This window comes from Kitasatospora sp. NPDC057965, from assembly GCF_042887135.1.
Taxonomy (GTDB): Bacteria; Actinomycetota; Actinomycetes; order Streptomycetales; family Streptomycetaceae; genus Kitasatospora.
Genome location: NZ_JBHVPZ010000002.1, coordinates 18,330 through 44,122 on the forward strand (window position 1 = coordinate 18,330; position 25,793 = coordinate 44,122).

At 73.7% G+C, this 25,793-nt stretch carries 20 protein-coding genes; 14 read left to right on the forward strand and 6 right to left on the reverse strand.

Features of this window, described 5'->3' with window-relative positions:
• The first annotated feature begins 127 nt into the window (after positions 1 to 127).
• Positions 128 to 1,408: a sensor histidine kinase gene (locus tag ACFVVU_RS01995; protein WP_387787781.1), complete on the forward strand. Its 1,281-nt coding sequence runs from the start codon at positions 128 to 130 to the stop codon at positions 1,406 to 1,408.
• Positions 1,409 to 1,590: 182 nt separating this feature from the next.
• Here the strand turns inward: ACFVVU_RS01995 and ACFVVU_RS02000 are convergent, their stop codons facing one another.
• Positions 1,591 to 3,654 (reverse strand): NPCBM/NEW2 domain-containing protein, encoded by a 2,064-nt coding sequence (locus ACFVVU_RS02000; protein WP_387788290.1) that lies wholly within the window; start codon positions 3,652 to 3,654, stop codon positions 1,591 to 1,593.
• A gap of 145 nt (positions 3,655 to 3,799) precedes the next feature.
• The gene (locus ACFVVU_RS02005) at positions 3,800 to 5,902 is read right to left on the reverse strand and encodes an alpha-galactosidase (protein WP_387787784.1); all 2,103 of its coding nucleotides are present in this window, start codon (positions 5,900 to 5,902) and stop codon (positions 3,800 to 3,802) included.
• A 237-nt stretch (positions 5,903 to 6,139) separates the two neighbouring features.
• On the opposite strand from ACFVVU_RS02005, the gene ACFVVU_RS02010 reads away from it, so the two are divergent.
• The 3 genes from ACFVVU_RS02010 to ACFVVU_RS02020 are packed head-to-tail and all read left to right on the forward strand — an operon-like array spanning position 6,140 to position 9,916.
• Positions 6,140 to 7,180 (forward strand): substrate-binding domain-containing protein, encoded by a 1,041-nt coding sequence (locus ACFVVU_RS02010; protein ID WP_387787787.1) that lies wholly within the window; start codon positions 6,140 to 6,142, stop codon positions 7,178 to 7,180.
• A complete protein-coding gene (locus ACFVVU_RS02015) occupies positions 7,173 to 8,807 on the forward strand; it encodes a sugar ABC transporter ATP-binding protein (RefSeq protein WP_387787790.1) in 1,635 nt (544 codons plus the stop codon). The genes ACFVVU_RS02010 and ACFVVU_RS02015 overlap by 8 nt, the downstream gene beginning before the upstream one ends.
• Positions 8,804 to 9,916 (forward strand): ABC transporter permease, encoded by a 1,113-nt coding sequence (locus tag ACFVVU_RS02020; protein WP_387787792.1) that lies wholly within the window; start codon positions 8,804 to 8,806, stop codon positions 9,914 to 9,916. The genes ACFVVU_RS02015 and ACFVVU_RS02020 overlap by 4 nt, the downstream gene beginning before the upstream one ends.
• A 21-nt stretch (positions 9,917 to 9,937) precedes the next feature.
• Here ACFVVU_RS02020 and ACFVVU_RS02025 read toward each other — a convergent pair whose 3' ends face one another.
• Positions 9,938 to 10,747 carry a DeoR/GlpR family DNA-binding transcription regulator gene (locus ACFVVU_RS02025; RefSeq protein WP_380682268.1) on the reverse strand — a complete coding sequence of 270 codons (810 nt, stop codon included), beginning with the start codon at positions 10,745 to 10,747 and terminating at the stop codon, positions 9,938 to 9,940.
• A gap of 228 nt (positions 10,748 to 10,975) precedes the next feature.
• Between ACFVVU_RS02025 and ACFVVU_RS02030 the strand changes: the two genes are divergently transcribed.
• Positions 10,976 to 11,569, forward strand: a complete 594-nt coding sequence (locus ACFVVU_RS02030; RefSeq protein WP_387787794.1) for a pyridoxamine 5'-phosphate oxidase family protein — start codon at positions 10,976 to 10,978, stop codon at positions 11,567 to 11,569.
• A gap of 177 nt (positions 11,570 to 11,746) precedes the next feature.
• Here the strand turns inward: ACFVVU_RS02030 and ACFVVU_RS02035 are convergent, their stop codons facing one another.
• A complete protein-coding gene (locus ACFVVU_RS02035) occupies positions 11,747 to 12,139 on the reverse strand; it encodes a transglycosylase family protein (protein WP_350567971.1) in 393 nt (130 codons plus the stop codon).
• A 591-nt stretch (positions 12,140 to 12,730) separates the two neighbouring features.
• Here ACFVVU_RS02035 and ACFVVU_RS02040 point away from each other — a divergent pair.
• Positions 12,731 to 13,144, forward strand: a complete 414-nt coding sequence (locus ACFVVU_RS02040; protein WP_387788291.1) for a universal stress protein — start codon at positions 12,731 to 12,733, stop codon at positions 13,142 to 13,144.
• A 129-nt stretch (positions 13,145 to 13,273) separates the two neighbouring features.
• On the opposite strand, the gene ACFVVU_RS02045 is transcribed toward ACFVVU_RS02040, so the two are convergent.
• Positions 13,274 to 13,588: a chaplin gene (locus ACFVVU_RS02045; protein ID WP_380682270.1), complete on the reverse strand. Its 315-nt coding sequence runs from the start codon at positions 13,586 to 13,588 to the stop codon at positions 13,274 to 13,276.
• Between the two features lie 316 nt (positions 13,589 to 13,904).
• On the opposite strand from ACFVVU_RS02045, the gene ACFVVU_RS02050 reads away from it, so the two are divergent.
• The 8 genes from ACFVVU_RS02050 to yidD all read left to right on the forward strand — a co-directional run bounded on the left by ACFVVU_RS02050 (position 13,905) and on the right by yidD (position 23,186).
• On the forward strand, positions 13,905 to 15,371 hold the full coding sequence (locus ACFVVU_RS02050; RefSeq protein WP_387787799.1) for a PLP-dependent aminotransferase family protein: 1,467 nt from the start codon (positions 13,905 to 13,907) through the stop codon (positions 15,369 to 15,371).
• 250 nt (positions 15,372 to 15,621) lie between these two features.
• Positions 15,622 to 16,131 (forward strand): hypothetical protein, encoded by a 510-nt coding sequence (locus tag ACFVVU_RS02055; RefSeq protein WP_380682272.1) that lies wholly within the window; start codon positions 15,622 to 15,624, stop codon positions 16,129 to 16,131.
• 178 nt (positions 16,132 to 16,309) lie between these two features.
• Positions 16,310 to 17,188 carry a DUF1963 domain-containing protein gene (locus tag ACFVVU_RS02060; protein WP_387787801.1) on the forward strand — a complete coding sequence of 293 codons (879 nt, stop codon included), beginning with the start codon at positions 16,310 to 16,312 and terminating at the stop codon, positions 17,186 to 17,188.
• A gap of 185 nt (positions 17,189 to 17,373) precedes the next feature.
• Entirely contained in the window at positions 17,374 to 18,438 is a 1,065-nt protein-coding gene (locus tag ACFVVU_RS02065; RefSeq protein ID WP_387787804.1) for a hypothetical protein, read from the forward strand.
• A 483-nt stretch (positions 18,439 to 18,921) separates the two neighbouring features.
• Positions 18,922 to 20,334, forward strand: coding sequence for a family 2B encapsulin nanocompartment shell protein (locus ACFVVU_RS02070; RefSeq protein WP_380682275.1), 1,413 nt, complete (start codon positions 18,922 to 18,924; stop codon positions 20,332 to 20,334).
• Between the two features lie 221 nt (positions 20,335 to 20,555).
• A complete protein-coding gene (locus ACFVVU_RS02075) occupies positions 20,556 to 21,590 on the forward strand; it encodes a hypothetical protein (RefSeq protein WP_387787807.1) in 1,035 nt (344 codons plus the stop codon).
• Positions 21,591 to 21,713: 123 nt separating this feature from the next.
• The gene (locus ACFVVU_RS02080; protein WP_380689831.1) at positions 21,714 to 22,487 is read left to right on the forward strand and encodes a hypothetical protein; all 774 of its coding nucleotides are present in this window, start codon (positions 21,714 to 21,716) and stop codon (positions 22,485 to 22,487) included.
• 111 nt (positions 22,488 to 22,598) lie between these two features.
• Positions 22,599 to 23,186: a membrane protein insertion efficiency factor YidD gene (gene yidD, locus ACFVVU_RS02085; protein WP_380689829.1), complete on the forward strand. Its 588-nt coding sequence runs from the start codon at positions 22,599 to 22,601 to the stop codon at positions 23,184 to 23,186.
• A gap of 130 nt (positions 23,187 to 23,316) precedes the next feature.
• Here yidD and ACFVVU_RS02090 read toward each other — a convergent pair whose 3' ends face one another.
• The gene (locus tag ACFVVU_RS02090; RefSeq protein WP_387787810.1) at positions 23,317 to 25,698 is read right to left on the reverse strand and encodes a glycosyl hydrolase family 18 protein; all 2,382 of its coding nucleotides are present in this window, start codon (positions 25,696 to 25,698) and stop codon (positions 23,317 to 23,319) included.
• Positions 25,699 to 25,793 lie beyond the last annotated feature (95 nt).

Below are 25,793 nucleotides of genomic sequence, written 5' to 3' on the forward strand. Positions count from 1 at the left end.
CGCGGTCTGTGCCCCGGCCCTCCATGACCTTTGGCCAATCTTTGTGCGAGGGAGGGGAGGGTGCCGGGAACGCGGGTACAGTCCCGGCGTGGTCGGGACCGGCCCGGTCGGCACTGAGGAGGGGTGGATGGAACAGCGCGCCGTGCGGTGGATCCCGCCCGTGCTCTACACCGTGGTCCTGGCCGGTGGCTTCTACCACGCGGCGGTCGCCGCCGGTGAGTTCGGCGGTGCCCGGCTCACCGTCTTCGCCGCCGGTCTGCTGGCCCTGCTCGCCCTGGAGGCGCCCGGGCCGGACTCGGCGCCGGCCGCGCGGCTGCCCGCGGAACCGCTGCTGGCGGCGCGGGTGGCGCTGTTCGCGGTGGTCGCGGTGGTGGACGGCTCCGGGGTGTCGCGGGCGCTGTTCGTCCTGGTGCCGTTCACCGCGTACCTGGCCTTCGGCCGGTGGGTGGCGCTCGTCTGCGCCGCCGGGAGCGTCGGGCTGCTGCTGGTCGGGCTGACGGTCCTGGCACCGGGGTGGTGGGTGCGTCCGGTCTACGTGTCCGACGTGCTGGTGTTCGGCCTCGCCCTGGCGCTGGTCCTGTCGGTGGCCGGGTCGGCGGTCCGTGAACAGGAGACGCGGGTACGGCTGGAGGAGTCGCGCGAGCGGCTGGCCCGCTACGCGGAGCGGGTCGCGGAACTGTCCGCGGCGGAGGAGCGCAGCCGGGCGGCCGGGGAGATCCACGACAGCCTCGGCCACCGGCTCACCGCCGCCGGTGTGCAGTTGGAGAAGGCCGAGGCGTTCCGAGTACTGGACCAGGAGGTTTCGGCGCGGGCCCTCGCGGACGCGCGTCGGTCGGTGGGGCGGGCACTGGAGGAGGTGCGCGAGTCGGTGGGCGTGCTGCGCGGGGCGCGCCCGTTCTCCCTGGTCCGCTCGCTCGCCGAGCTCGTCCGGTACCTCGGCGACGATCGGCTGGCGGTGGAGCTCACGGTCACCGGCGAGGAGTCGGGCCACGACGCCGGGACGCTCACCACCCTCTACCGCGCCGCCCAGGAGGCGATCACCAACGCCCGCCGGCGTGGCCGGGCGACCAGGGTGGAGGTCCGGCTCGTCCTGGACGGTCCGGCCGCCCGGCTGACCGTCACCGACAACGGGAGGGGGATCGCCCGGGGCTCCGAACCGGGCCACGGCATACGCGGGCTGCGCGAGCGGGTGGCGCTGCTCGGCGGCCGGGTGGACATCCGGGGCGGGGTTGATGGGGTCGGCGGGGTCGACGACGCGGGTGAACCCGGGGGCGTAGCCGTCACCGTGACGGTTCCCCGCCGGTCGCCCGCCGGAGCCGGAGCCGGAGCCGACGTCACGACGACGGCAGCGACCGCCGCAGCGGCGGCGACCAGGGCCGACCGTGCGACCGGTCGAGTTACCGGATGAACGCCGACGATTGGGACGGGTTCTGACGGCACGACACCCAGACCGTCGACGCCGCGACCGCCGACACCCGAGCCCGCCACGAGCCCGCCACGAGCCCGCCATGAGCCCGCCACGAGCCCGCCATGAGCCCGCCACGAGACGGGCGCGGCGCCGAGGACCGCTCGGCACCGCGCCCGCCCCGGTCAGCAGGTGAGCACCGGTGCGGCCCAGTCGGCGTGGTCGCTGTTGGTGCCGTCGCCGCCGTCCGTCACCACGAGCCGCAGCTCGTTGGCCCCGGTCAGCGCCGCCGTCAGGTGCTTGGCCCCGGAGGCGGCGGTCATCCGCCCGCTGTCGGCGACCTTGCTGTCGTCGGCGTAGATCTCGAAGGAGACCGAACCCCGGCCCTGCGCCTCGTCGTCGACGCCCACGTCGGTGCTCAGCGCGGAGCAGGACCCGCCGAGGTAGTAGACGATCTCGCTGAACGCGTTGACGCCCAGGCCCTTGGGGTACTTGGTGCCCGCGATGCTGATCGCGGAGCCGTCGCGGGCCTGGTTGTCACCATTGCTCATGTCCCGCTCGACCGGACCCCAGCTGTTGCCCGCGGCGGACCAGGCGAGGTCGGAGAGCTGGTAGGTGCCGGCGGCCGGGCCGCTGCCGCAGGCGATCCGGACGTTCGCCCAGTCGGCGTGGTCCCAACTGGTGCCGTCGCCGCCGTCGGTGACCACCAGCCGCAGTTCCCCGGCCCCGGTGAGGTCGGCGGTGAGCCGCTTCGCCGCGTCCCGGCCGGTGACCGGGCCGCTGTCGGCGGCCTTCACCCCGTCCGCGTAGACCTGGAACACCACCGAGCCGTTGCCGTACGCCTCGTCGTCGATCCCGACGTCGGTGACCAGGTTGCGGCAGGTGCCGCCCAGGTGGACGCCGATCTCGCTGGGGGCGTGCACCCCCAGGCCGTAGGGGTACTGGACGCCGCGGACGGTGATGGTCCGTCCGTCGCCGGCCGCGTGGTCGCCGTTGCTGTGGTCGCGCTCCACCGGGCCCCAGAAGTTGGAGACGGAGGTGAACGGCAGGTCGCTCAACCGCGTGACCCCGTTGGGCGGGGAGACCGGCGAGCTCGGGGTGACCCGGAACATCGCCGTGCCGTGCCCCGGGACGACCGCGCCGATCGCCCCGGTGCTGGTCGTGCTCTGCTTGGACCACAGGTCCTTGACCGTGTACGACGCCGCGCCGCCGATGCCGATGGCCTGCGCCGTGGTGCTGATGGTGGTGTCGTAGGAGCGCTCGTTGGTGAGGGTCACCGAACGGCTGCCGTCCGCCAGCGGCTTGCTCATCACCACGAGCCCGTTCACCCGGGAGACCACGGAGCCCTGCCGGCCGAGCGGGTCCTGGTCCACCGCGATGACGTCCTTGTTGGTGAGGATCTCCAGGGTCTCCGGTTCGGCGCTGCGCAGGTCGGAGCCGATCAGCAGCGGTGCGGCCATCTGGGCCCAGAGGCTGAAGTGGGTCCGGTACTCGGTGCCGGTCATGCCGCCGTTGCCGACCTCCAGCATGTCCGGGTCGTTGAAGGCGCCGGGCTTGGCGTAGTTGGCCAGGCCCTGGTTGGCCTGCGCGATGGAGATCATGCTCTCCCAGTTGTCGCTGATGTCACCGGTGGTGCGCCAGGAGTTGCCCACCGGCTGCGCCCAGTTCCACGGCCCGGTGCTGCCCCACTCGCAGATGCTGTAGAGGATCGGCCGGCCGGTCCGCTTCAGCGCGTCGCCCATGGCCCGGTAGCGGGTCTGCGCGTCGACGCCCTGGTTGCGGCAGTTGTCGTACTTGAGGTAGTCGACGCCCCAGGATGCCCACAGATCCGCGTCCTGCTGCTCGTGGCCGAGGCCGCCGGGGAAGCCCTTGGTGTCGCAGGTGTGGTCCCCGGCGCTGGAGTAGAGGCCGAACTTCAGCCCCTTGCCGTGCACGTAGTCGGCGAGCGCCTTGATGCCGTGCGGGAAGCGGACCGGGTCGGGAACGAGGTTGCCGGCCCCGTCGCGCTGGGGCATCGCCCAGCAGTCGTCGAGGTTGACGTACTGGTAGCCGGCGGCCTTGAGGCCCTTGTCGACGAAGATGTCGGCGATGTTCCTGATCATCGCCTCGTTGAACTGCTCCCCGCAGGCGGTGGAGTTCCAGTTGTTGAACCCCATCTGCGGGGTCAGGTTGAGGCCGTTGTCGAGGGCCGCGGCCGGTGGCGCGGTGGCGAGTTGGAGCCCGACGGTGAGGGCGCCGCCGCCCGCCATCAGGGTGAGCGCGGTCAGTGCGGCCGCGAAGCGGCGGCCCGGCCGGATTTCGGGGGTGCGCAAGAATCCTCCAGGTGAGGGAGCCGAAAGGATGGTCGGGTCGGGGGAGTTGGACCCGGGCAAGGAAGGAACGGAACGCGGCCGCTCAGTTGAGCAGTGTCCAGGCCTGACCGGGGGCGGCCGGGTTCGGCGCGCCGAGGACGACCGCGGAAGTCGGTGCGCTCTGCGGGGCCTCCAGGGCCAGCCCGGTGGCGACATTGGTGATGATCAGTGCGCCGGTGGCGGTGTTCTGCACGACCCGCCACTTCTGGTGCGGGCTCGCCGGGTCCCAGCGGTTGAGCACCCAGGCGGCCGAGCCGGGCCCGTTGCCGCCGGTCAGCGTGCCGTGTACCTGGGTGGGCGTGTCGCAGTTGTCGGTGATGTGCACGGTGCCGTCGGGGTTCGGGGTGAACTTCCACTGCTCCGAGGTGTGCCAGTCCCACCAGGTGTTGATGTCGGTGGTGGAGCCGTCCGGCGCGGCGCACATGCCGCGGACCTCCAGGGCCTGGCCGCCGGTGCCGCCCGCGCTGATGCCGTGGTAGCGGCCGTCGCCGACGACCGCGGCCGGAACGGTGGCGGGCAGCGCCTTGAGGCGGTACAGCGTGACGCCGTGCGGCGCCACCGAGGCCCCGACGGTGTTGGTGAAGACACCGGTGGCGCCGGTCCAGAGGTCCTTGACCGTGTAGCCGGGGCCGGTCAGCCCGAGGTCGGTGAGCGTGGTGGTGATGTTCTTCCAGCCGGCCGGGTCCTGGTTGACCAGCAGCACGGCGGTGTCACCGTCGGCCAGTTGGCGCTTGAGTACGATCGGCGCGGCGGGGCTGTTGGGCGGGGCGCCGACCAGGGTGGCCGGCTTGCCGAGGCGGTCCTGGTCCACCGCGATGACATCGGTGTTCTTGTAGATCGCGAGGGCGGAGTCGGTGATGCCGGTGGTCCAGCTGACGCCCTGGTCGGTGTGCCGGGTGTCCGCCGCGGTGCGCAGGTCGGCGCCGCTGATCAGCGGGGCGGCCATCATCGCGAGGATGGACATCTCGCTGCGCGCCTCGTCGTCGGTCATCGGCTTGTGGCAGGTGCAGTTGTCGGTGGTGCCGTAGACGCCGTAGGGGGACAGCCAGCCCGCGAACATCATGTCCATGTCATTCCAGCTGCCGGGCCGGACGTTGCCCGGGTACTCCAGCGCGGTCCGCAGCTGGCCGTTGTAGAGCACGCCGTCCAGGTCGGGGCCGCGGTCGCCGCCGATCCGGCACAGGTTGGCGACCTGGCCGCACCACTTGCCGGTCGGCGCGTAGCCGGGCGCCTCGAACGGGGGCGTGCCGGCGGCGACGACGACCGGGTCGGTGCGGGCGGGGTCGTCGGCCGCCAGCAGGTACGGGACGCCGGTGTGCACGGGCTGGGCGGAGATGCTCAGGGTGACCCGGGGCCGGTTCCGCGCGGCGGAGGAGGCGTCCAGTGCCCGGCGGAAGTCCTGGGCGCGGGCGTAGATGGAGCGGGTGAGCTCCCGGCCGATGCCCTGGGTGTAGTAGTTGTGGCCGTCCGGCCCGGTGATCTGGGGCCCGTAGGGGCAGTCGTCGTACTTGACGTAGTCGACGCCCCAGGCCACGAAGTCGTCGGCGTCGGTGCTCTCGTGGCCCAGGCTGCCGGGGTGGCCCTGGCAGGTGGTGTAGGTGGTGGTGGCGTAGATGCCGAGCTTCATGCCCTTGCTGTGCGCGTACCAGGAGAGGTACTCGATGCCGTTGACGGTGCGGCCGTTGACGGTGCGGGAGGGGAAGTGCGCCGGGTCGGGCACCAGGTGGCCGCTGGTGACGTCGAGGCCCGTGCCGTCGGTGCCGCTGACCGGGTTGCGGTTGGCGTCGTAGAGCTGCATGGCGCCCTCGGCGGTCTTCGCGAAGTCGGCGCTCTGGCCGTCGCGGTGGCCGAGCGACCATCCGTCGTCGATCGTGACGGTGTCGTAGCCGGCCGCGACCAGTCCGCGGGCGACCATGAAGTCGATGGTCTGGACGACCTGTTCCTGGGTGACGCCGGTGCCGAGGATGTTCCAGGAGTTCCAGCCCATCGGCGGGGTGAGGGCCTGTCCGTTCTCGACGGTGACGGCCGTGGGCGCGGCAGCGGCGGGGGTCGCCGCCGGGCCGAGGGCGAGCGTGCCGAGGCCGGACGCGGCGAGGGCCAGCGCCAGCAGGGTGCGGGGGACGATTCGGGGCGCGGATCTGCGCATGGGCGCTCCAGAAGTGCGCGGGTGGGGGCGCATGAGGTTCGCTGGTGAAGGGGAGTCGCGCTGGTGCTTTCTGTCTCATTTTCAAACAGAAAGCAACGCAGCATAGGTCTGGCGGGAGCCGACATTCAAGAGCACCTTTCTGCTGCACGGGGCTTGACGGTCTGTCAGTGCCGGGTGTGATATTTCACATCGCGTTGAAATCTGTTTGGTTCTGCTTGATGAGGAGCGGTCCAGTCCATGACCAGAAGCACCAGCCGTCGCGCTGCGGTCGGCTCCCTCCTGCTCGCCCTCGGCCTGACCGCCGCCTGCTCCGACGGGCAGGAGACGACCACCGGCAACGCCTCGGCGGCACCCGTCGGCGGGAAGATCTCGATCACCTACCTGCAGAAGCAGGGCGACCAGGAGTACTTCATCGGCGAGGCCGCCGGCGCCAAGGCCAAGGCCGCCGAACTCGGCATCGACCTCAAGGTGGTCAACCTCGGCAGCGACGCCAACAAGACGGTCAGCGAGGTGCAGGGAGCCGTCGCCCGGAAGACCAACGGGGTGATCGTCGTCGTCCCCGACCCGGCCGTCGGACCGCAGGTCGTGCGGACGCTCCGGGACGCCGGGACCGCCCTGCTCACCTCCGACGACCAGGTCTGCGCCACCGGCCCCGACCCGGCCGCCTGCGCCAAGGCCGACCTGGTGCCGCGGATCGGCTTCAGCGGCGCGCAGATGGGCGCCGAGGTCGGCCGGCGCGCCGCCGAGGAGTACGCCAAGGCGGGCTGGTCGGCGGCCGACACCCGGGTCGTCTCGGCCTGGAAGCAGGACGTCACCGTCTGCGGGGACCGCGTCAAGGGGGCCAAGGAGGCCTTCGACGCGGCCGTCCCCGGCGTGCGGACCATCGACGTCGCCACCGACAACACCCCCACCGGCGCGCAGGACAAGGTCGCCGCGACCGTCACCGCCAACCCGGGCGTCAAGCACTGGGTGGTGTGGGGCTGCAACGACGAGAACGTGCACGGCGCCGTCACCGCGCTGCAGAACGCCGGCCTCGGCGCGAACGACGTGATCGGCGTCGGCCTCGGCGCCTACCTCGCCTGCAAGGACTGGAGCGCGGGCAAGCCGACCGGGATGAAGGCCGCGCTGTTCATCAACGGACGGGAAGTCGGCGCGCTCGCCGTCCAGACGATGTACGACAAGCTCAAGAACAGCAAGGAGTTCCCGGCCGAGCTGTTCGCACGCGCCACCATGGTCGATGCCGCCACCTGGCAGGGCGCGGGAGTCACCTGTGGCTGACCGGGCCACCGAGCCGCCGGCCACCCCGGAGCCGCCCGGGTCCCGGTCGCCCGCCGGACAGCGGCCCACCCCGCAACCGCCCGGCACCACCGGCGTCGCGGCCCTCACCAAGACCTTCGGCGCCGTCCGGGCCCTGAGCGGCGTCACCCTCGACTTCCCCCGCGGAACGGTCACCGCGCTGATGGGCGAGAACGGCGCCGGCAAGTCCACCCTGCTGAAGATCCTCACCGGCGACCACCGGCCCACCGAGGGCCGCGTCCTGCTCGACGGCCGCCCCGTCGACCTGCGCTCCCCGGCCCAGGCCCGCGCCCTCGGCATCCGCATCGTCCCGCAGGAACCGGAGATCGTCCCGCACGTCTCGGTCGCCGAGAACGTCTACGCCGGCGCCCTCCCCACCGGCCGGGGCCGCCGGCTGGACCGCGCCGCGCTGCGCCGCCGGATCACCGCCGACCTGGACCGGCTCGGCTTCACCGGCGTCCTCGACCCCGACCTGCCCGGCTCCCGGCTCACCGCCGCCCAGCGCCAGCTGGTCGAGATCATGCGCGCGCTGACCGGTGGGGCCGGCGAGGCCAAGCTGATCGCCTTCGACGAGCCCACCTCCTCGCTGTCCGAGCACGAGGCCGACACCCTCTTCGCGCTCATCGGCCGGCTGCGCGCCGAGGGCGTCGCGGTCGTCTACGTCTCGCACCGGATGCGCGAGATCTTCCGGCTCGCCGACCGGATCGCCGTGCTGCGCGACGGCGCGCTGGCCGGCGTCCAGGACACACGCGACACCACCGAGGGCGACCTCGTGCGGCAGATGGTCGGCCGCGACCTGTCCGCCCTGTTCGTCCGCGGCGACGTCGCCACCGACCGGGTGGTGCTGCGGGCCCGCGGCCTGACCACCGACCACGTGCGCGACATCGACCTCACCGTCCGGGCCGGGGAGGTGGTCGGTCTGGCCGGGCTGATCGGCGCGGGGCGCTCGGAACTCGCGCTGGCGCTCGCCGGGGACCTGCCGGTCCGCTCCGGCACGGTCACCCTCGACGAGCGACCGCTGCCCGCCGGCCGCCCCGGCCGGGTGATCCGTGCCGGCCTGGGCCTCGCCCCCGAGGAGCGCAAGGCCCAGGCCCTCTTCCTGCACCGCTCGATCCGCGACAACACCTCGATCGCCGTCCTGGACCGGCTGCGCCGCTGGCGCTTCGTCAGGCGCGCGGCCGAACGCGACCTGGCCCGCGTGTACACGGACCGGCTGCGGGTGCGCGCCCCGTCGATCGAGCACGAGGTCCGCAAGCTCTCCGGCGGCAACCAGCAGAAGGTCGTGCTCGCCCGCTGGCTGGCCCGCCGGCCCAAGCTGCTGATCCTCGACGAGCCGACCCGCGGCATCGACGTCGGTGCCAAGACCGAGATCCACCGGATCATCGCCGACCTGGCCGAGGAGGGCGTCGCCCTGCTGGTCATCTCCTCCGAACTGCCCGAACTCCTGGGCCTGGCCGACCGGATCGTCGTCCTGCAGAACGGCCGGATCACCGGCGAACTCGACCGCGCGGCCGCCACCGAGGAGGCGGTCCTGCAGCTCGCCATGGCCGACGACATCACCGCGGTCGCCACCGCCGACCGCCCGACCTCCCCGGGAGCACCCTCATGACCAGCGCCGCCACTCCGCCCGCCGTCGGGAGCCCCGGTCCCGGCGGCCCCGGTCCCGGCGACCCCGGGTCCGGAGAACCCGGCTCCGGCCGCGGACCGGGCTCCGGGCACGGCCGCCGGCGGCGCACGGGAGGCCGTCCGCTCGCCCTGCTCGCCGGGATCGGCGGCCAGAACCTCAGCCTGCTCGGCGCCCTGGCCCTGGTCCTCACCGTCTTCGGCCTGCTCGACGACAACTACCTCGGCTGGACCAACCTCCAGGTGATCGCCGAGGCCGCGACCATCACCGGCCTGCTCGCCGTCGTCCAGACGGTCGTGATCATCTGTGGCGGTCTGGACATCTCGGTCGGCTCACAGGCGGGCCTGGCCTCCGTGGTCAGCGCCATGGCCTTCACCTCGGCCGGGTCGAACGCCCTCGCCGGGACGGCCGCCGCGGTGGCCGTCGGCGTTCTCGTCGGCACCGTCAACGGCCTGGTCATCGTCCGAGGCCGGGTCAACGCGACGATCGCCACCCTGGCCGGCCTCGCCGCCTACAAGGGCATCGCCCAACTCGTCTCGGACGGGCGGGCGCAGGGCTATGTGCTCGGCGACCCGGTGTTCGTCTTCCTCGGCCGCGGCAAGATCGCCGGACTGCCGGTGATGGTCTGGATCCTGATCCTCGTCGCGCTCGCCGTGCACATCCTGCTCACCTACACCGACCTCGGCCGCAACCTCTACGCGATCGGCGGCAACGACACCGCCGCCCGGCTGGCCGGCATCGCGATCAACAAGTACCTGGTGGCCGTCTACGCCCTGATCGGCGCGGTCGCCGCGCTCGCCGGCATCCTGCTCACCGCCCGCACCGGCTCGGGCCAGCCGGTCTCCGGCAGCGAGGGCCTGGAACTCAAGGCGATCACCGCCGCGGCACTCGGCGGCTGTGCCCTCAAGGGCGGCCGGGGCGGGATCGGCGGCACCCTGCTGGCCGTCGCCCTGCTCGGGGCCCTGGAGAACGGGCTCACCGTCGAGGGCATCAACTCCTTCTGGCAGAACGTCGCCCAGGGCCTGCTGCTGGTGGTGGCCGTCGTCGTCCAGCAGTCCCGCTCCGGCGACCGCGCGGTCGGCCTGCCCGGCTAGAGCGTGTCGCCCCGGGCGGCCTCAGTCCGTCGGGACCGGAGCGACGACCAGCTCCCCGACGGCCTCCGCCAGGGCGGTGCGGGCCTGGGCGTTGAGGCCCGCGTCGGTGACGAACACGTCGATCTCGTCCAGCGCGGCGAACCCGCTGAGCGCGACCACGCCCCACTTGGTGTGGTCGGCCACCACCGCGACCCGGCGGGCGGAGGCGACCAGTGCCCGGTTGGTCTGCGCCTCGGCGAGGTTGGGGGTGGTCAGACCGGCCTTCTCGCTGACCCCGTGCGCCCCGAGGATCAGCAGGTCGACATGGAGCGAGCGGACCGCCTGGTCGGCCAGCGGGCCGACCAGCGCCGCCGAGGGGGTGGGCGAGCCGCCGGTCAGCAGCAGCGTGGGCGCGCCGGCCGCCGGCTCGTCGCCCGTCGAGCGGATCAGCTCCGCGACCGGCAGCGAGTTGGTGACGACGGTGAGGCGCGGGACGTGCAGCAGCCGGGCGGCGACCGCGTACGCCGTGGTGCCCGCCGCGACGGCGACCACGCTGCCGGGCTCGACCAGGGTGGCCGCGGCCTCCGCCACGGCGGCCTTCGCGGCCGATTCCAGCGCCGACTTCGCCTCGAAACCCGGCTCGTCGATGGCCGTGCCGGCGGCGGCGACGGCCCCGCCGTGCACCTTCTTCACCACGCCGGACCGCTCCAGGGCGTCGAGGTCGCGGCGCACGGTCATGTCCGAGACGCCCAGCTGCTCGACCAGCTCGGCGACGCGTACGGCTCCGCTGCGGCGCACCATCTCGGCGATCATCGCCTGCCGCTGATGGGCCAGCAGCCCGCTGTCGGCCAAGACCCCACTCCTCACGCTGATACGCCCTGCAGGACCGGGCGGCCCGCGAGTCCGTCAAGGATACTGTCCGACCGGGTACGGCCGACCGGGTACGGCCGACCGGGTACGGCCGACCGGGTACGGCCGACCGGGTACGGCCGACCGGGTACGGCCGACCGCAGAGGTGCGGGGGCGTCCGGCATACGGAACTCGATCTCTCCGCGGGCGGCCCGACGGCAGAATCACCGCATGGGAAAGACATACGAGAAGATCGACGACCGCCTGCGCGCGTTCATCGAGGCCCAGCCCGTCTTCTTCGTGGCGACCGCGGCGCTCGCCGCCGACGGGCACGTCAACCTCTCGCCCAAGGGCCGGTCCGGGTCGCTCGCCGTGTTCGACGAACGCACCCTCGCCTACCTGGACTTCGGCGGCTCGGCGGCGGAGACGGTGGCGCACGTGCGGGAGAACGGGCGGATCACCCTGATGTGGTGCGCCTTCACCGGCCCGCCGAAGATCCTGCGGGTGCACGGCCACGGCGAGGCGGTGTTCCGCGACGACCCGCGGTTCGCCGTGCTGCTCGCGCGCTTCGACCCGGCCGCGGACGGACCCTCGCTGCGCGCGATCGTCCTGGTGACGGCCGAGCGGGTGAGCGACTCCTGCGGCTACGCGGTTCCGCTGATGGACTACCAGGAGGACCGGGACCTGCACGCGCAGTACTTCGGCCGCCAGACGGACGAGGAGTTCAGCGACTACTGCGCGCGCAAGTCGCAGGTGGCCACCAGCCTCGACGGCCTGCCGGCGATCCCGCTGCCGCTCCCCGCCCGCCCCGGCCCGGCCGGCTGACGGCGTACGCGGCGCGGAACGCACGACGCCGTGGAACGCACGACGCCGCTGGACGCCGACCGGCCCTTCAGGGGCCCGGTCGGGTGCAGCGGCGTTGTCGTGGTGCTCCCCGGCGAGGGGGTGCGGTGCTCCCCGGCGAGGGGAGGCGAGGCGCGGGGGCCTGCCCGGTCAGGGGTCTTACTTGCTCAGACCGGCCTTGACGGAGCACACGGGCCAGGCGCCGGGGCCCTGCGCGGCGAGGACCTTCTCGCCGACGGCGATCTGCTGCGCCTTGGTGGCCTGGTGGGCCTGCGGCGCGTAGGCGGTGCCACCGAAGGCGGCCCAGGTGCTGGAGGTGAACTGCAGGCCGCCGTAGAAGCCGTTGCCCGAGTTGATGGCCCAGTTACCGGTGGCCTCGCACTGCGCGACCTTGTCCCACACGGAGACCGGCGCGGCGGAGGCGCCGTTCGCCGCGACGAGGCCGGCCACCGGGAGAGCGGTGAGCGCCCCGGCCATCAGAGCCATCCGGACGCGGTTGCGGCGCTTGGTGGCGGTGGTGGTGGCAGCGGCGGTCTCGTTACGGAAGGTCATGGGTTTCCTTTCGGAGAGGGTTTGCGAGCGTGCGGAACCAGGCCCTCGGAAGGCCGTCGGTTTCGGGGACTCAGCACTCGCGTGGTCTTGCACCGTCCGACTCCCGGGGCGGTGAGGCCCTGGTGAGCGGCTTGCTCGGTGCAACGACTTCGAAGTTACGGGGGCTGTGGGGCCGTTTCAAGGAATCGCAGGTTTAGCCACGTCAGGGCGGGGTTACCGCTAGTAAGGATCAAGAAAATGGGTGGATTTGAAGGCAAATGTCCCGATTTTCAAGATCAAACCTTCCGGGAAAGTGGCCTGGCGCACATCCCGGGCCCTGTGAGGCCGCGCACACGGTCGACGGCGCGTGACGGGTGCTCGCCGCGCCGTGCGCGAATCCGCCCCTCCGGGGGCCGGGGGCCGGGGGCACGGGTGGCCCGCACCACAGCCCTCACCGGCCGTGCCCCCTGCGGTCACCCGCCGTGTCCGGCATAGCCTCTGGCCATGACCAACGAGAGCGATGCGGAGCGGGACGAGGCGGACTTCGAGGCCGAGGAGCCGGGCGGTGCGGTCGCGCCGGCCGGGTTCGAGCTGGGCACTGACGGCCCCAGGATGCTCCTGGCGGGCCTGGACGGCTCGGACTCCTCCTGGCGTGCCACCGCCTACGCGGCCGGCCTGGCCCGGCGGCAGAACGCCACCCTGGCGATCGCCTACATCCAGCCGGTCCTGGGCGCGGCCACCGCCCTGGCCGGCGCGGCGGTGGAGGAGACCACCCGGGAGATCGCCGAGGAACTGCTCACCGCGATCCGCGAGGCCGAGCACCGGCTGCGCGACGTCTGGCAGGTGGACTGGCGGTTCCTGACCGTGCGCGGCGACCCGTACGCGGGGCTGGCGCGGCTGGCGGACGAGCTGCGGGCCGACGGGGTGGTGGTCGGCGCCTCCGAGCAGGCCGGGCACCGGGTGATCGGCTCGGTCGCGGTGCGGCTGGTCAAGGCGGGCCGCTGGCCGGTCACGGTGGTCCCGTAGGCGTCCGCGGGGAGGGGGCGGCAGGTGGGGAAGGAGAACGGGCTGCGGCCCCGGGGGTTCCGGGACCGCAGCCCTCGGCGTGCGGGGGCGCGTCGGCGAGGCGTCGGCGCGCGGGTGGGCGGGCTTCGGTCAGAGGATGGACAGACTGTTGCCGCAGACGTTGATCGGGACGCTGATCGGGATCTGGACCTGGTTGCCGGACAGCACCCCCGGCGAGTTGGCCACCACGCCGCTGGCGTAGGCCCCGCCCTCGTTGATACAGGTCGTTCCGCCGCCCTCGTGGGGGGTGGGGGAGTGGAACGCGGGGGCGTGCTGCCCCGGCTGGTGGTGCCCGTGCCCGTGCTCGGGCTCGTCGCAGTCGCCGGCGAAGGCGGGGCCGGCGGACAGGACCGCCAGCGCGGCACCGAGGCCCGCGGCGATCAGGTACTTCCTGGTGTTGGTCATGCCGAAGGAATAGCCAGCCGACACGCTGAGGGCGACACAATCCGACCATCGGATCACCCGATCGCAGTCGGAAGCACACACCGATGCAGGACGCCGCCGCCCACCCGGCGCGGCCGACCGGGCGACGGCCCCGGGCCGCCCCGGGGCGGCGGGGCCCGGCCCCGGGGCCCGGACGGGCCCGGCGCTAAGGTGCATGACCATGACGGACACCCCGGTCGATCCGCCCCGGACACCCCGCCGCCGTCCCGCCGGATCAGGCGGACCGGCACACCCCGTCGCCGGTCCGGCCCACCACCCCGGGCGCCGGACGGACGACGTGAACGCCACCACCGCCGCCCCCCGATCCGCCGCCCCTCGCTCCGCCGCCGGCCCGTCCGGCACCGACCTGCACCTCGACCTGCCCGCCACGGGCAGCCGCCGGTCCGCCCTGATGACCGCCCTGCGCGAGGCGATCCGCAGCGGCCGGCTCGCCCCCGGCACCCGGCTGCCGCCCTACCGCACGCTCGCCGCCGACCTCGGCATCGCCCGCAACACCGCCGCCGACGCCTATGCGGAACTGGTCGCCGAGGGCTGGCTCACCGCCCGCCAGGGCTCGGGCACCGCCGTCGCCGAACGGGCCGAACCGGTCGCCGCGAACCGCGCCCGCCGCTCCTCCCTTCCGCCGCGCCCCACCCACGACCTGCGACAGGGCCGGCCCGACGCGTCCGCCTTCCCCCGCACCGCCTGGCTCGCCGCCGGACGCCGGGCGCTCACCGCCGCGCCCAACGAGGCGTTCGGACCGGGCGACCCGCAGGGCCGGCGCGAGCTGCGCGAGGCCCTCGCCGACCACCTCGCCCGGGCCCGCGGGGTGCGGACCGGCCCGGACCGGATCGTGGTCTGCTCCGGCTTCGCCCACGCGCTGCGCCTGCTGTTCGACGGCCCGGGCGCCGTGCTCCCCGCCCGCGGCCGGGGCCCGCTCGCCGTCGAGGGCTACGGGCTGCCCTTCCACCGCGGTCTGCTGGCCGCGGCCGGGGTCACCACCGTCCCGCTCCCGCTCGACGAGCACGGCGCCCGGGTCGGCGCGCTCGCGGACCAGCGCGAGGTCCGGACCGCGCTGCTCACCCCCGCCCACCAGTTCCCGACCGGGGGACCGCTGCACGCGGGCCGCCGGGCGGCCGTGGTGGACTGGGCGCGCGGGCGTGGTGGACTGGTCCTGGAGGACGACTACGACGGCGAGTTCCGCTACGACCGGCAGCCGGTCGGCGCGGTGCAGGGCCTGGACCCGGAGCGGGTGGTCTACCTCGGGACGGCCAGCAAGAGCCTCAGCCCGGCCCTGCGGCTCGGCTGGATGGTGCTGCCCGACCACCTGGTGGACCGGGTGGTCGCCGCCAAGGGGGAGCGCGAGGGCTGGGCGAGCGCGCTGGACCAGCTGACCCTGGCGGAGTTCATCGACTCGGGCGGCTACGACCGGCACGTGCGGCGGATGCGCCGCCGCTACCGCGAGCGCCGCGACCGGCTGGTCGACGCCCTGGCCGAGCGGGCCCCGCACGTCGAGGTCACCGGGATCGCGGCCGGACTGCACGCGGTGCTCCGGCTCGCGCCCGGTACCGAGCGCTCGGTGCTCAGGACGGCGGCCGGCCGGGGGCTGGCCCTGGACGGGCTGGCGGACTTCCGGCACCCGCTGCTGGCTCCGGAGGCGATGCCGGCGGTGGACGGCCTGGTGGTGGGCTACGCGACCCCGCCCGACCACGCCTACCCGGCGGCCGTGGACGCGCTCTGCGCGGTCCTGCCGTCGCCGCTCTGACGGAGCACGGGCCCGGCCGGCCCGCCGGCCGCCCGGCGCCCGGTCCGCCGGACCGCTCCGCCGCCAGGCGCCCGGCCCGTGGGCGAGCCGCCGTCCGGTGCGGCGGGAGGGGAGGGTAGGGCTCCGGACACCCGGGCGCGAAGCGAACCGGAAGGTAATGGCCCCGGTGTCCGCTCGCCGGTCATATGCCGGTACGGACCGGGGCGGAAGCCGCCACCGCGGACCGGACCGCCGCCTACGCTCACTGGTCATGCGCACTTCACTCAAGAGCCGTCTCGGCCTCCCCGCGGTCCTCGCCTTCCTCGTCGCCCTGCTGCTGTCGGCGACCCCCGCCCACGCCGGCACCCCGGTGCTGTCCGTCGCCGTCGACAAGGCGACCGCCACCCCGGGATCCTCCGTCACCCTCACACTCACCCTGACCAACCCGCACGACACCGCCGCGCAGTTCGTCTACGAGTCCATCCAGCCGACCTACGCCACCACCCTGAACACCGGCCTCAAGTACGGCTTCTCCGCCTGCGGCGGCAACGTCACCAGCTGTGACACCGGTGCCACCAGCGGCCTGGTCCACCACTCCGTCCCGGTCGCGGCCGGCGCGACCACCACGGTCACGCTGACCTACGCCATCGGCGCCGACTCGGTCTGCGGCAACGGCGCGCGGATCGACTTCTACACCTACCTCTACTACGAGTACGCGAACGGCACCGCCAGCGACTCCGGCATCTTCCAGGTGCCCGGCAACGAGGTCGTCTGCGCCTGACGGCCCGTGCCCCCCGCTCTTCCATGACCCCCCGTCAGGTGCCGGTCGCCCCCGTGGCGGCACCTGACGGGGGCTCCGTTCCCGGTGCCCGTCGGTGTGCCCGTTCCGGTGCCCGTCCGCCCACCGGGGCAGCGGCTGCCGCCCCGGCGTTGTCGTACCCCCGTGACAGGCTTGGCGCATGGCCGAACTCGTGACCACCGACACCCGCCCGACCATTCCCGGCGAGGGCGTGCCGCCGATACCCGGCGAGGTCGCGGAGCTGATCCGCGCCCGGGCCGGCGAGCGGCTGGCGCCGCTGGTCCACGGGCTGTTCCGCTCCTCCCTCGTCCTCGATCCCGTGGCGGACACCGAGGACGCCGAAGACGCCGGCGACGCCGAAGACGCCGGGGATGCCGCGGGCGCCGGGGATGCCGACGGTGCCGCGCACGACGGCGTGGCCGGCCGGCTCGGCGGCCTGCCCGCGCTGCCGGCGGGCACGGCATGGCCGGAGTTCGGCGACCGCCCGATGCAGCTGCTCGCCCAGCTCGACTGCGCCGCGCTCGCCGCGGCCTTCCTGGCCACCGGACCGGACACCGGCGGCTGGCCGCTGCCCGCCGACGGACTGCTGCTCTTCTTCCACGACGAGTGGCTCACCGACTTCACCGGCCGCGGCTGCCGGGTCCTGCACGTCGCCGCCGGCGCGCCACCGCGGCCGGCGCCGCTCGCCGAGCGCGGCACTCCCGCCGTTCCGGGCGTCCCGGTCAGGGCCGCCCGGGCGCTGTCCGCGCCGTCCTACCAGGACCGCGAGCTGGAGCGGCTGTTCCCCGACGACTTCCTGATCGCCCTCGACCTCGCCCAGGACCTCGCCGAGCAGCTGTCCCGCCCCGCGGTCCGGGTGCTCGGCTGGTGCGACACCGACACCGGCCGTCCCGAGGGCCACCGCCCGCTGCTCCAGATCGAGAGCGGCGTGCTGGCCGCCGACTGGGGCGAGTGCGTCAACGTCTCCTTCTGGATCACCCCCGACGACCTCGCGGCCGGCCGCTTCGACCGGGTCCGGCAGGGCTTCGAGATCGCCTGAGCGGCGGGAGGCCGGATCCGCGCCCCCGGGGGCGGAGTCCGCGTGATCGGGGGTGCCCCCCGTCCGGAGGCGGGGGCGCATGGCCCGGCAGGCGCGAGTTCGAGGGCAGCACCTAGGCTGGGAGGAGCCCGGGCGAGGCGTCGGCCCGGGTGTGGCCGGAGCGCGCGGCGGACGGTGGGACGGACGTGGCCCCAACGACAGACCCGGGCCCCGGGCGCCCGGAACAGCCCGGGGCACCCGGGGCCGACGAGAGCGCCCCCGTCGTCGAGCTGATGCGCTCGATGCGCGCCCACCCGGCCCGGATGCCGGAGCTGCTCGCGGTTTTCGCCGTCCGCCACCGCGGGCCCCGGGCCGCCCGTCGAGTCGCGGAGCTCCGGGCGGCGCATCCGGGCGCCCCGGAGCGCGACCTGGCCCAGCGGGCCGTCGACCGCGCCCGCCGGGTCAGCCAGAACGAGGGAGCGTTCGTCGCGGGCCCCTTCCTCTGGATGGCCCCGTTCGCCTTCTGCATCGCGCTGCTGGCCCAGGGGCAGCTGCTGCTGGAGCTCGCCGCCCTCGCGGGCAAGGACCCCACGGACCGGGCCCGCGCCCCCGAACTGCTCGTCCTCCAGGGAGCGCACCCGGATCTCGTGAGCGCCGAGCGGGCCATCGCGGCCGGCCCGCCGCCGGAGGAGGACGTCGTTCGGCCCGGCCGGTTCCGGGGGTTCGCCGCGCTGGTGTGGCGGATGGCCCGGCTGCTCGGGCTGACCAGCGAGGACGTCGTCCCGCCGCCGTCCCGGTGGCGGACGGCAGGGGAGTGGGCGCTGCTCGCCCTGGTGTTCCTGGTCGGCACCGTCGCCCCGCTGATCTGGCTGCCCTACATGGCGTTCTCCTACAACCGCGCCACCGACCGGCTGGCTGCCCGCGCCGTCGCCTTCCACTTCGGCGGTGAGCCGGCCGACTGGCCCGGTCCCCGGCGGGCCAGGACCGACCCCGGGGTGGTGACCGCCGCCGCCCGGGCCGCGTTCGCGCTGCTCGTCCCGGTCGCCGGGGTGGGGGTCCTGCTGGTCGCCGACATCCGGCTCGCCGACAGCCGCTGGCCGGCTCTGGCCCTGGTGCTGATCGGCCTCTCGGTCGTGGTGAGCGGGCTCTGGTGGATGGCGCACTGGCGCTCCCTGCACCCGCCGCGGAACCGGCAGCCATCCCGCCGCCGCAAGGGTCCGTCCGCCGCCCGGCGGACCCCGCCCGACAGCCGGCCGCGACGCGAGGATTAGGCTGCCCGCAGGCCCCGGTCGAGGCCGACGCCGTTCGAACGCAGGTCCTGATCCGGACCCCTGTCCGCGGCCCCCAATCGCACAGTGTTCGAATCTCGAACACATGTTTGACGGTCTCGCGCCCCGGGGGCTGGGGCGTGGGCGCTCGCGCTCCTCCGTTCGGGCGGGGTGAATCGTTCCTGCGTCTGGGCGATTCGCATGCGCATGAACGTGCGGCCGTGGTCGCGTGCGGTTCTCGGATTCAAACCTTCCGATCGGAGAGATTCACCCTATCGGGGGGCAGTCGGCTGCCGTGCGGGGTTGCCAGGGTCTTGGTGATCTAGGGTTCCGATGGATCGCCCGAGCGGGGCGCACAGCATCGCGAAGGCCGCCAAAACTCCCACCGATACGCGTATCTGATGATCCGTCGAAACCGATGCTCCGGCTGTCGCCGGCCGTCCGACGGGTCGGCGTGACCCGATCACACGAAGGAGATCCCTGCCGATGTCCGTGGAGACGACCACCCCGGAGACACCGCAGGTGGCCCAGCAGTCCAGCCTGACGACGGCTGCGGCCCGCAATCTTGCCACGACCACCAAGTCCGCACCGCAGATGCAGGAGATCACCTCCCGCTGGCTGCTCAAGGTGCTGCCCTGGGTGCAGGCCGCCGGTGGCGCCTACCGGGTCAACCGCCGACTGACCTACACGGTCGGTGACGGCCGGGTCGAGTTCATCAAGACCGGTTCCCAGGTCCGGGTCATCCCGCAGGAGCTCGGCGAACTCGCCCTGCTGCGCGGCTTCGAGGACGACGAGGTGCTCACCGCGCTGGCCGACCGCTGCGAGCAGCGCGACTTCGGCCCCGGTGAGGTGCTCGCCGACCGCGGCACGTCCGCGGACCGGATCTACCTGATCGCGCACGGCAAGATCAACCAGATCGGCACCGGCAAGTACGGTGACGAGACGGTGGTCAGCGTGCTCGGCGACGGTGACCGCTTCGGCGAGAACGCCGTGCTCGACCCCGACGCCGTCTGGGAGTTCACCGCCAAGACGGCGACCGCCGGTACGGTGCTGTCGCTGCTCCGCCGGGACTTCGAGCAGATCCGCGACAACTCGCCCGCGCTGCGGGAGCACCTGGAGGCCTTCCTCGCGCTGCCGCTGCAGGCCCAGAACGAGCGTGGCGAGGCCGAGATCGCCATGTCGGCGGGCCACCACGGCGAGTACGAGCTCCCCGGCGCCTTCGTGGACTACGAGCTCAAGCCGCGCGAGTACGAGCTGAGCGTCGCCCAGACGATCCTCAAGGTGCACACCCGGGTCGCCGACCTCTACAACCAGCCGATGAACCAGATCGAGCACCAGCTGCGGCTGACCATCGAGGCGCTGCGCGAGCGCCAGGAGCACGAGCTCGTCAACAACCCGGAGTTCGGCCTGCTCAACAACGCCGACTTCGACCAGCGGATCCAGACCCACTCCGGCCCGCCCACCCCGGACGACCTGGACGAGCTGCTCAACCGCCGCCGCGACCCCGACTACCTGCTCGCCCACCCGCGGACCATCGCCGCGATCGGCCGTGAGCTGAACGCGCGCGGGCTCTACCCGCACCACGTCGACCTCGGCGGGCAGCAGGTGCCGGCGTGGCGCGGCGTTCCGATCCTGCCGTGCAACAAGATCCCGATCAGCAAGGAGAACACCAGCTCGATCCTGGTGATCCGTACCGGCGAGGACAACCAGGGCGTCATCGGCCTGCACCAGACCGGCATTCCGGACGAGTACCAGCCGAGCCTGTCCGTCCGGTTCATGGGCATCGACGAGAAGGCGATCATCTCCTACCTTGTGAGTGCCTACTACTCCGCCGCGATCCTGGTGCCGGACGCGGTGGGTGTGCTGGAGAACGTCGAGATCGCGCACGGGCGCCGCTGAGGCGCAGTTCGGACGGGCCCTCTCCGGAGGGCCCGCCACGGACCGGGCGTAACCGGTCCACCCCGATGATCGTTCAACCGGATACCGGACGGCCCGCCCCCGTGGCGGGCCGTCCGGTGTCGGCCCCCTCCCGGCGCGGCCGACCTCCTGACGACGCGAGAGGTGCACGGAGCGATGCCGCTGCCCCAGCCGCCCCGGCGGATATCGATGGACGGGCCGTCGTGACGGCGGACCGGAGCCCGGCGTCCGTCGCCGCCGGGCACGGTGGCTCCGGCGGCCCTCGCGCGCGGCGGATCCGGCTGGTCGGTGCGGCGGCCGGGGTGGCCGCGCTCTGCGCGCTGGTGAGCGGCTCGGCCGCCGCCCGCCCCACGGGGGACCAGCACGGCGGCGGTCGGCCGCACGGCCCGGTCGTCGAGACCTGCGTCTGCGCCGGGACGGATGTCGCGGTCGGGGCCGGCCGGGACGGCGTGGACGTCGAGGTGGACGTGGACGTGGCGGTCGGCGTGGACGTCGACCTCGCCGGGATCCTGCACCACCCGCACCCGCACCCGCACCCGCATCCGACAAGGCCGACGCACCACCCCTGCCCGTCGCCGTCGCCGAGCCCGACGCCCACCCCGACGCCCACCCCGACGCCCACCTCGTCGCCGTCGCCGAGCCCCAGCCCGACGCCGACCCCGACGCCCCGGCCCACGCCGACTCCCACGCCGACGCCGACGCCCGTCGAGACGCCGACGCCGACGCCGATCGTCACCCCGATCCCCACCCCGGTGCCGACCTCGCCGCCGGCCCCGGCCCCGGTGCAGCCGGCCCCGCCCGCCCCGCCGGTACCGACGCCGCGGCCCACGCCGTCGGCCACCCCGCCGCCCGTGTCGCCCCGGCCCCCGGCGCCCGCGCCCACCCCCACGCCGAGACCGGCGACCCCGCCGCCCGCGCCGGTGGTCCCGCCGCCACCTCCGCCCCCGGCGCCCGCGCCCGAAGCGCCCGCGCCCGAAGCGCCCGCGCCGCCCGCGCCGACCCCGTTGCCCCCGGCTCCCAGCCCGGTGCGGTCGGACCCGACGCTGCGACCCGTGCCACCGGCTCCGCCCGTCCAGGCGCCGGAGCGGCACCACGGCGGCTCCACGACCCGGACCATGCTGGTCGTCACCGTGCCCGCCGTGCTCGCGGCGGCGGCGCTGCGCCCACGCGGCCGGGCCGGTCGCGGCGGTGGCGGCTCCGGCGGTTCCCGGAGTTCCGGCGGAACCAGCGGCTCCTGACGCCGCCTCCCCTTCCCCCTTCCTCCCTTTCGCTTGCCGTTCGTCGAACCGCACCGGTCCCGACGAACGGTCCCGACTGCTTCCGATCGACCCTGTCGATTTCCGACCGAGAAAGGAGTTCCCATGTCCGAGTGGTTGGCGCTGGCCATCGCCATGCTGGCGGCCGGCGCCGTCGTGGTGGCGGTGGTGCTGCTGAAGCACCGCCGCGCCGGTGTGAACGAGGACGCCGACGAGACGCCCGACGTCATCGAGTACATGACGATGATGATCGGTGTGGTCTACGCGATCGTGCTCGGCCTCGCCATCGCCGGTGTCTGGGAGGCGCGCGGCCAGGCGCAGGACGACGTCTTCCGCGAGGCGCAGTCGCTGCACGAGGTCAGCGAGCGGGCACAGGTCTACCCGGTGGAGTTCCGGGACCAGGTCCGCGCCGACGTCGACGCCTACGTCTCCTACGTGGTGGACGTGGAATGGACGTACATGCGCGAGAACGGCGAGATCTCCGACCGGGGAACCGAGCTGCTGGAGAAGCTGCGCACCGACGTGGCGACCCGCACCCCGGCCTCCGACCTGGAGGCCCAGGCGTATCAGCCGATCATGGACCGGATCAGCATCGCCGACGACGCCCGCAGCGCGCGCGGGCAGAACGCCGGCCCGACCATGCCGGGCGTGGTCTGGTTCGGTCTGATCGTGGGCGCCGTGGTGACGGTCGGCATGGTGTTCGCCCTGCAGATCCGCCGCTCCGCACGCGAGTTGCTGCTCGCCGGTGCGTTCAGCGCCCTGATCGCCTTCCTGCTGTTCCTCATCTGGGACTTCGACGACCCGTTCGGCCGCAGCGTCTCGGTCACCACCCAGACGTTCACCGACCTGTTCCCCACGCTCGGCGGCGGGAGCGACTGAGCGTCCTTCCCGGTCCTCGCCCTGGCCGGCCCCCGCGATCACGGCCTTCGATAGTCTGATCGAGCCGTTGGGGGCCGGCCCCGGCGTGCGCGCCGAGAGGAATCACCAGCGTTGTCCCATCAGCAGCCCGGCCAGGGCGAACAGTTCCCGACGACCGGACGCCCCGGACGGGCCTGGTGGTGGCTGCCGGCCGAGGAGCGGCGCCGGCGCAGGCGGCAGCAGCAGGAGTGGAAGGCGTACCTGCGCGCGCACGGGGAGAAGAAGAAGCAGAAGGACGACGTGGACGACTGCCTTCCCTCCGGCTGCGGCGGTGGGGGTGGCGGAGGTTGCGGCGGCGACGGGTGCGACGGTCCCTGCCTGATCGGCCTCTTCCCGGTGATGATGGCCGCCGGCCTCCGGTTCGCCCTCACCGGCGGCCGGACGCGGCGCGCGGCGCACCGCACCGATCCGGCCGCGCCCCCGCCGCGGGGCCTGGCCGCCGGGATGCTGTACGGCGCGGTGCGGCACTACCGTGCCGAGATCAGCCCGAACCGCCCGGCCTGCTGCCCGTACACCCCGACCTGCTCGACCTACGCCGTCCAGGCGCTGCACCGCCACGGCGCGCTGCGCGGTGCCCGTCTGACGGCGGGCCGGCTGCTGCGCTGCCGCCCCGGCGTGGCCCGGCGCGGCGGCGGCGTCGACCCGGTGCCGGAGCGCTGACCCGGCACCGGTGCGCTGGGCCGGCGTCCGGGGGCATCGGCCGGCCCACCGTCCGGGAGACGACGAGGCCCCGGAGGGCCGGCCGGTGCACCACCACCGGCCGGCCCTCCGGGGCCGCTGAAGCGGAGCGTCAGTTCAGGCTGTTGCTCATCGCGTTGAGCATGGTCGCGGAGGCGTCGTCGTTCTCCAGGGAGAAGGCGAACATGCCCGCGAGGCCCTTGCTCTTGGCGTACGCGCCGCGGGCCTGGACGGCCTGCGGGGTGTCACCGGTCCAGAAGTTGGTGCCGTCGTACACCCAGGAGGACTCGGTCACCGGGTCCCAGTGGGTGTTGGCGGCGGTCGGGTTGAGCTCCTTCCAGGCGGCCAGGCCGGCCTCCGCGCTCAGCGGCTTGGCCGGGGTCGGGCCGGTCGCGCTCTGGTAGAGGCCGAAGTTGTCGCCGGCCGGCACGCCGGTCCAGCCGCGCCAGTAGAACGGCACGCCGAGCACGATCTTGTTGGCCGGGAACCCGCCGGTGATGCCGTACTCCGGCAGGCCGGTGGTGTAGGCGGCCAGGGTGGTGTCGATGTTGTACTTGCGGGTGCCGGGGGTGATCGGCGTGGTCGGGTCGGCCGGGCTGTCGTGCAGCGGGTCCTGGTGGTTGGTCGGGCCCTTGGCGTCCCACGACCCGTGCATGTCGTAGGTCATGATGTCGGCGTAGTCCAGGTAGGCGCCGATCTTGTCGGTCTCCAGCTGCGCGATCTTGTCCTGGCCGCTGGGCAGCGCCGCGGTCAGCAGGAACCGCTTGCCCTGGGCGTTGCCGAGGGCGTCCAGCTGGGTGCGGAACTCCTTGAGCAGCAGGGTGAAGTTCTGCTTGTCGGCGGGGGAGTAGTGGTTGCCGGTGTGGCCGCCGGCCGAGCCCGGGTACTCCCAGTCGATGTCGACGCCGTCGAAGAGGCCGGCCGCCGAGGCCGCGCCGCCTGCCGGGTCACCGGCGACGTTGGCCGGCAGGTTCCCCTTGAGGAACATGTCGAGGCAGGAGGAGACGAACTTCTTGCGCGAGGCGTCGGTGGCGGACGCGTCCGAGAAGTACTTGGAGTACGTCCAGCCGCCGAGCGAGATGGTGAAGCGCAGGTTCGGGTACTTGGCCTTCAGCTGGCGCAGCTGGTTGAAGTTGCCCTTGACCGGCTGCTCCCAGGTGTCGGCCGTGCCGTCCACGCTGGTGGCGGCGTTGTAGTCGGCCTGGTAGTCGGCGTAGGCGTCACCGGCGCCGTCACCGGCGTTCGGGTTGTTCTCGTTCGCCGAGTCCGAGGCCTTGACCGCCTGGAAGCAGGTCAGGTTGGTGGGGTGGATGTTGGCGAACGCGTAGTTGATGACGTCCAGCTTGCCGGCCGCGCCGCTGGTGTCGACGTTCTTCGCGTGGTAGGCGTTCTCGTAGACGCCCCACTGGTCGAAGTAGGCCGAGCGGAACGGGCTGTTGGCGGGCGCCGCGGCGGTGGTGGTGTTCACCGGGGCGGACTGCGCGGAGGCGTGGCTGCCGGAGTAGCCCTGGACGGTGAAGGTGTAGCCGCGGGTCGGCAGCAGCGAGCTGACCGCGACCGAGGTGCCCATCGAGGTGGCCACCAACTGGTCGCCCGCGTAGACCTTGTAGGCGACCGGGAGGTCGCCGGCGCTCACGGTGGCCGGCTGCCAGTTGAGGACCACGGCGTTGTGGGTGACCTTGGTGACGGTGAGGCCGGTCGGCGTGGTGACCTTGCCGTCCCCGGTGGGGCCGGTGCCGGTCGAGGTGGCGGTGGGCGTCACGGTCGGGCTGTTGGTGGCGGTGGGGCTGTTGGTGGCGGTGGGGCTGTTGGTCGCGGTCGGGCTGTTGGTGGCGGTGGGGCTGTTGGTCGCGGTGGGGCTGCTCGTGGCCGTCGGGCTGTTGGTCGCGGTCGGGCTGCTCGTGGCGGTGGGGCTGTTGGTCGCCGTCGGGCTGGCCGTGCCGGTCGGGCCCGCCGGGCCGGTCAGGGTGAGGTCGTCGGCCTGGTACGCGCCGGTGCCGTACCAGCCGTGCGTGAAGACCGTCACCGAGGTGGTGCTCGCACCTGTGGTGAAGGTGGTGCTCAGCTGCGTCCAGGCGGTGGCACTGGGCGCCCAGCTCTGGGAGTTGACGCCGGTTCCGGTCGCGCCCAGGTAGACGTAGTTGCCGCGCACCCAGCCGGCCAGGGTGTAGGTGGTGTTCGGCTGGACGGCGACCGTCTGCTGGCACTGCGCGGTGTCGGACGCCGAGGCGGCGCCGTTGAGCGCGTAACTTCCGCCGTGCACCGGGGTGGTGACGACCGATCCGTTGGCGCAGGTCCAGCCGGCCAGCGTGCCGGTCTCGAAATCGGCGTTGGTGAGCAGGTTGACGGGGGCGGCCGAGGCGGTGTTGAGGGAGAGCGCGAGGGCGGCGCTGCCGGTGCTGAGCGTGGCGGCCAGGGCGAGGGCGAGCGCGCGGCGGCGCGGAGCGGCGGCCCGGCGCTCAGCGGGGCGCGCGGACATGACACGGTCGTGCATGCGGTGGTCCTCCGGAGGAGTGGGGGTTCCGGCGGTGCGGTGGCCCGGGTGGGCCGTGGGAGCCGGACCGCGAGCTGTGGGGGCGCGCGGTCGGG

Coding starts and splice junctions, on each gene's coding strand:
- ACFVVU_RS02045 (WP_380682270.1), bottom strand. CDS start 13,588: ATGACCAACACCAGGAAGTACCTGATCGCCGCGGGCCTCGGTGCCGCG.
- ACFVVU_RS02030 (WP_387787794.1), top strand. CDS start 10,976: ATGGGAAAGACATACGAGAAGATCGACGACCGCCTGCGCGCGTTCATC.
- ACFVVU_RS02090 (WP_387787810.1), bottom strand. CDS start 25,698: ATGCACGACCGTGTCATGTCCGCGCGCCCCGCTGAGCGCCGGGCCGCC.
- ACFVVU_RS02000 (WP_387788290.1), bottom strand. CDS start 3,654: ATGGCGGGCGGCGGCGCCCTCACCGTCGGGCTCCAACTCGCCACCGCG.
- ACFVVU_RS02020 (WP_387787792.1), top strand. CDS start 8,804: ATGACCAGCGCCGCCACTCCGCCCGCCGTCGGGAGCCCCGGTCCCGGC.
- ACFVVU_RS02005 (WP_387787784.1), bottom strand. CDS start 5,902: ATGCGCAGATCCGCGCCCCGAATCGTCCCCCGCACCCTGCTGGCGCTG.
- ACFVVU_RS02060 (WP_387787801.1), top strand. CDS start 16,310: ATGGCCGAACTCGTGACCACCGACACCCGCCCGACCATTCCCGGCGAG.
- ACFVVU_RS02055 (WP_380682272.1), top strand. CDS start 15,622: ATGCGCACTTCACTCAAGAGCCGTCTCGGCCTCCCCGCGGTCCTCGCC.
- ACFVVU_RS02035 (WP_350567971.1), bottom strand. CDS start 12,139: ATGACCTTCCGTAACGAGACCGCCGCTGCCACCACCACCGCCACCAAG.
- ACFVVU_RS02070 (WP_380682275.1), top strand. CDS start 18,922: ATGTCCGTGGAGACGACCACCCCGGAGACACCGCAGGTGGCCCAGCAG.
- ACFVVU_RS02040 (WP_387788291.1), top strand. CDS start 12,731: ATGCTCCTGGCGGGCCTGGACGGCTCGGACTCCTCCTGGCGTGCCACC.
- ACFVVU_RS02010 (WP_387787787.1), top strand. CDS start 6,140: ATGACCAGAAGCACCAGCCGTCGCGCTGCGGTCGGCTCCCTCCTGCTC.
- ACFVVU_RS02080 (WP_380689831.1), top strand. CDS start 21,714: ATGTCCGAGTGGTTGGCGCTGGCCATCGCCATGCTGGCGGCCGGCGCC.
- ACFVVU_RS01995 (WP_387787781.1), top strand. CDS start 128: ATGGAACAGCGCGCCGTGCGGTGGATCCCGCCCGTGCTCTACACCGTG.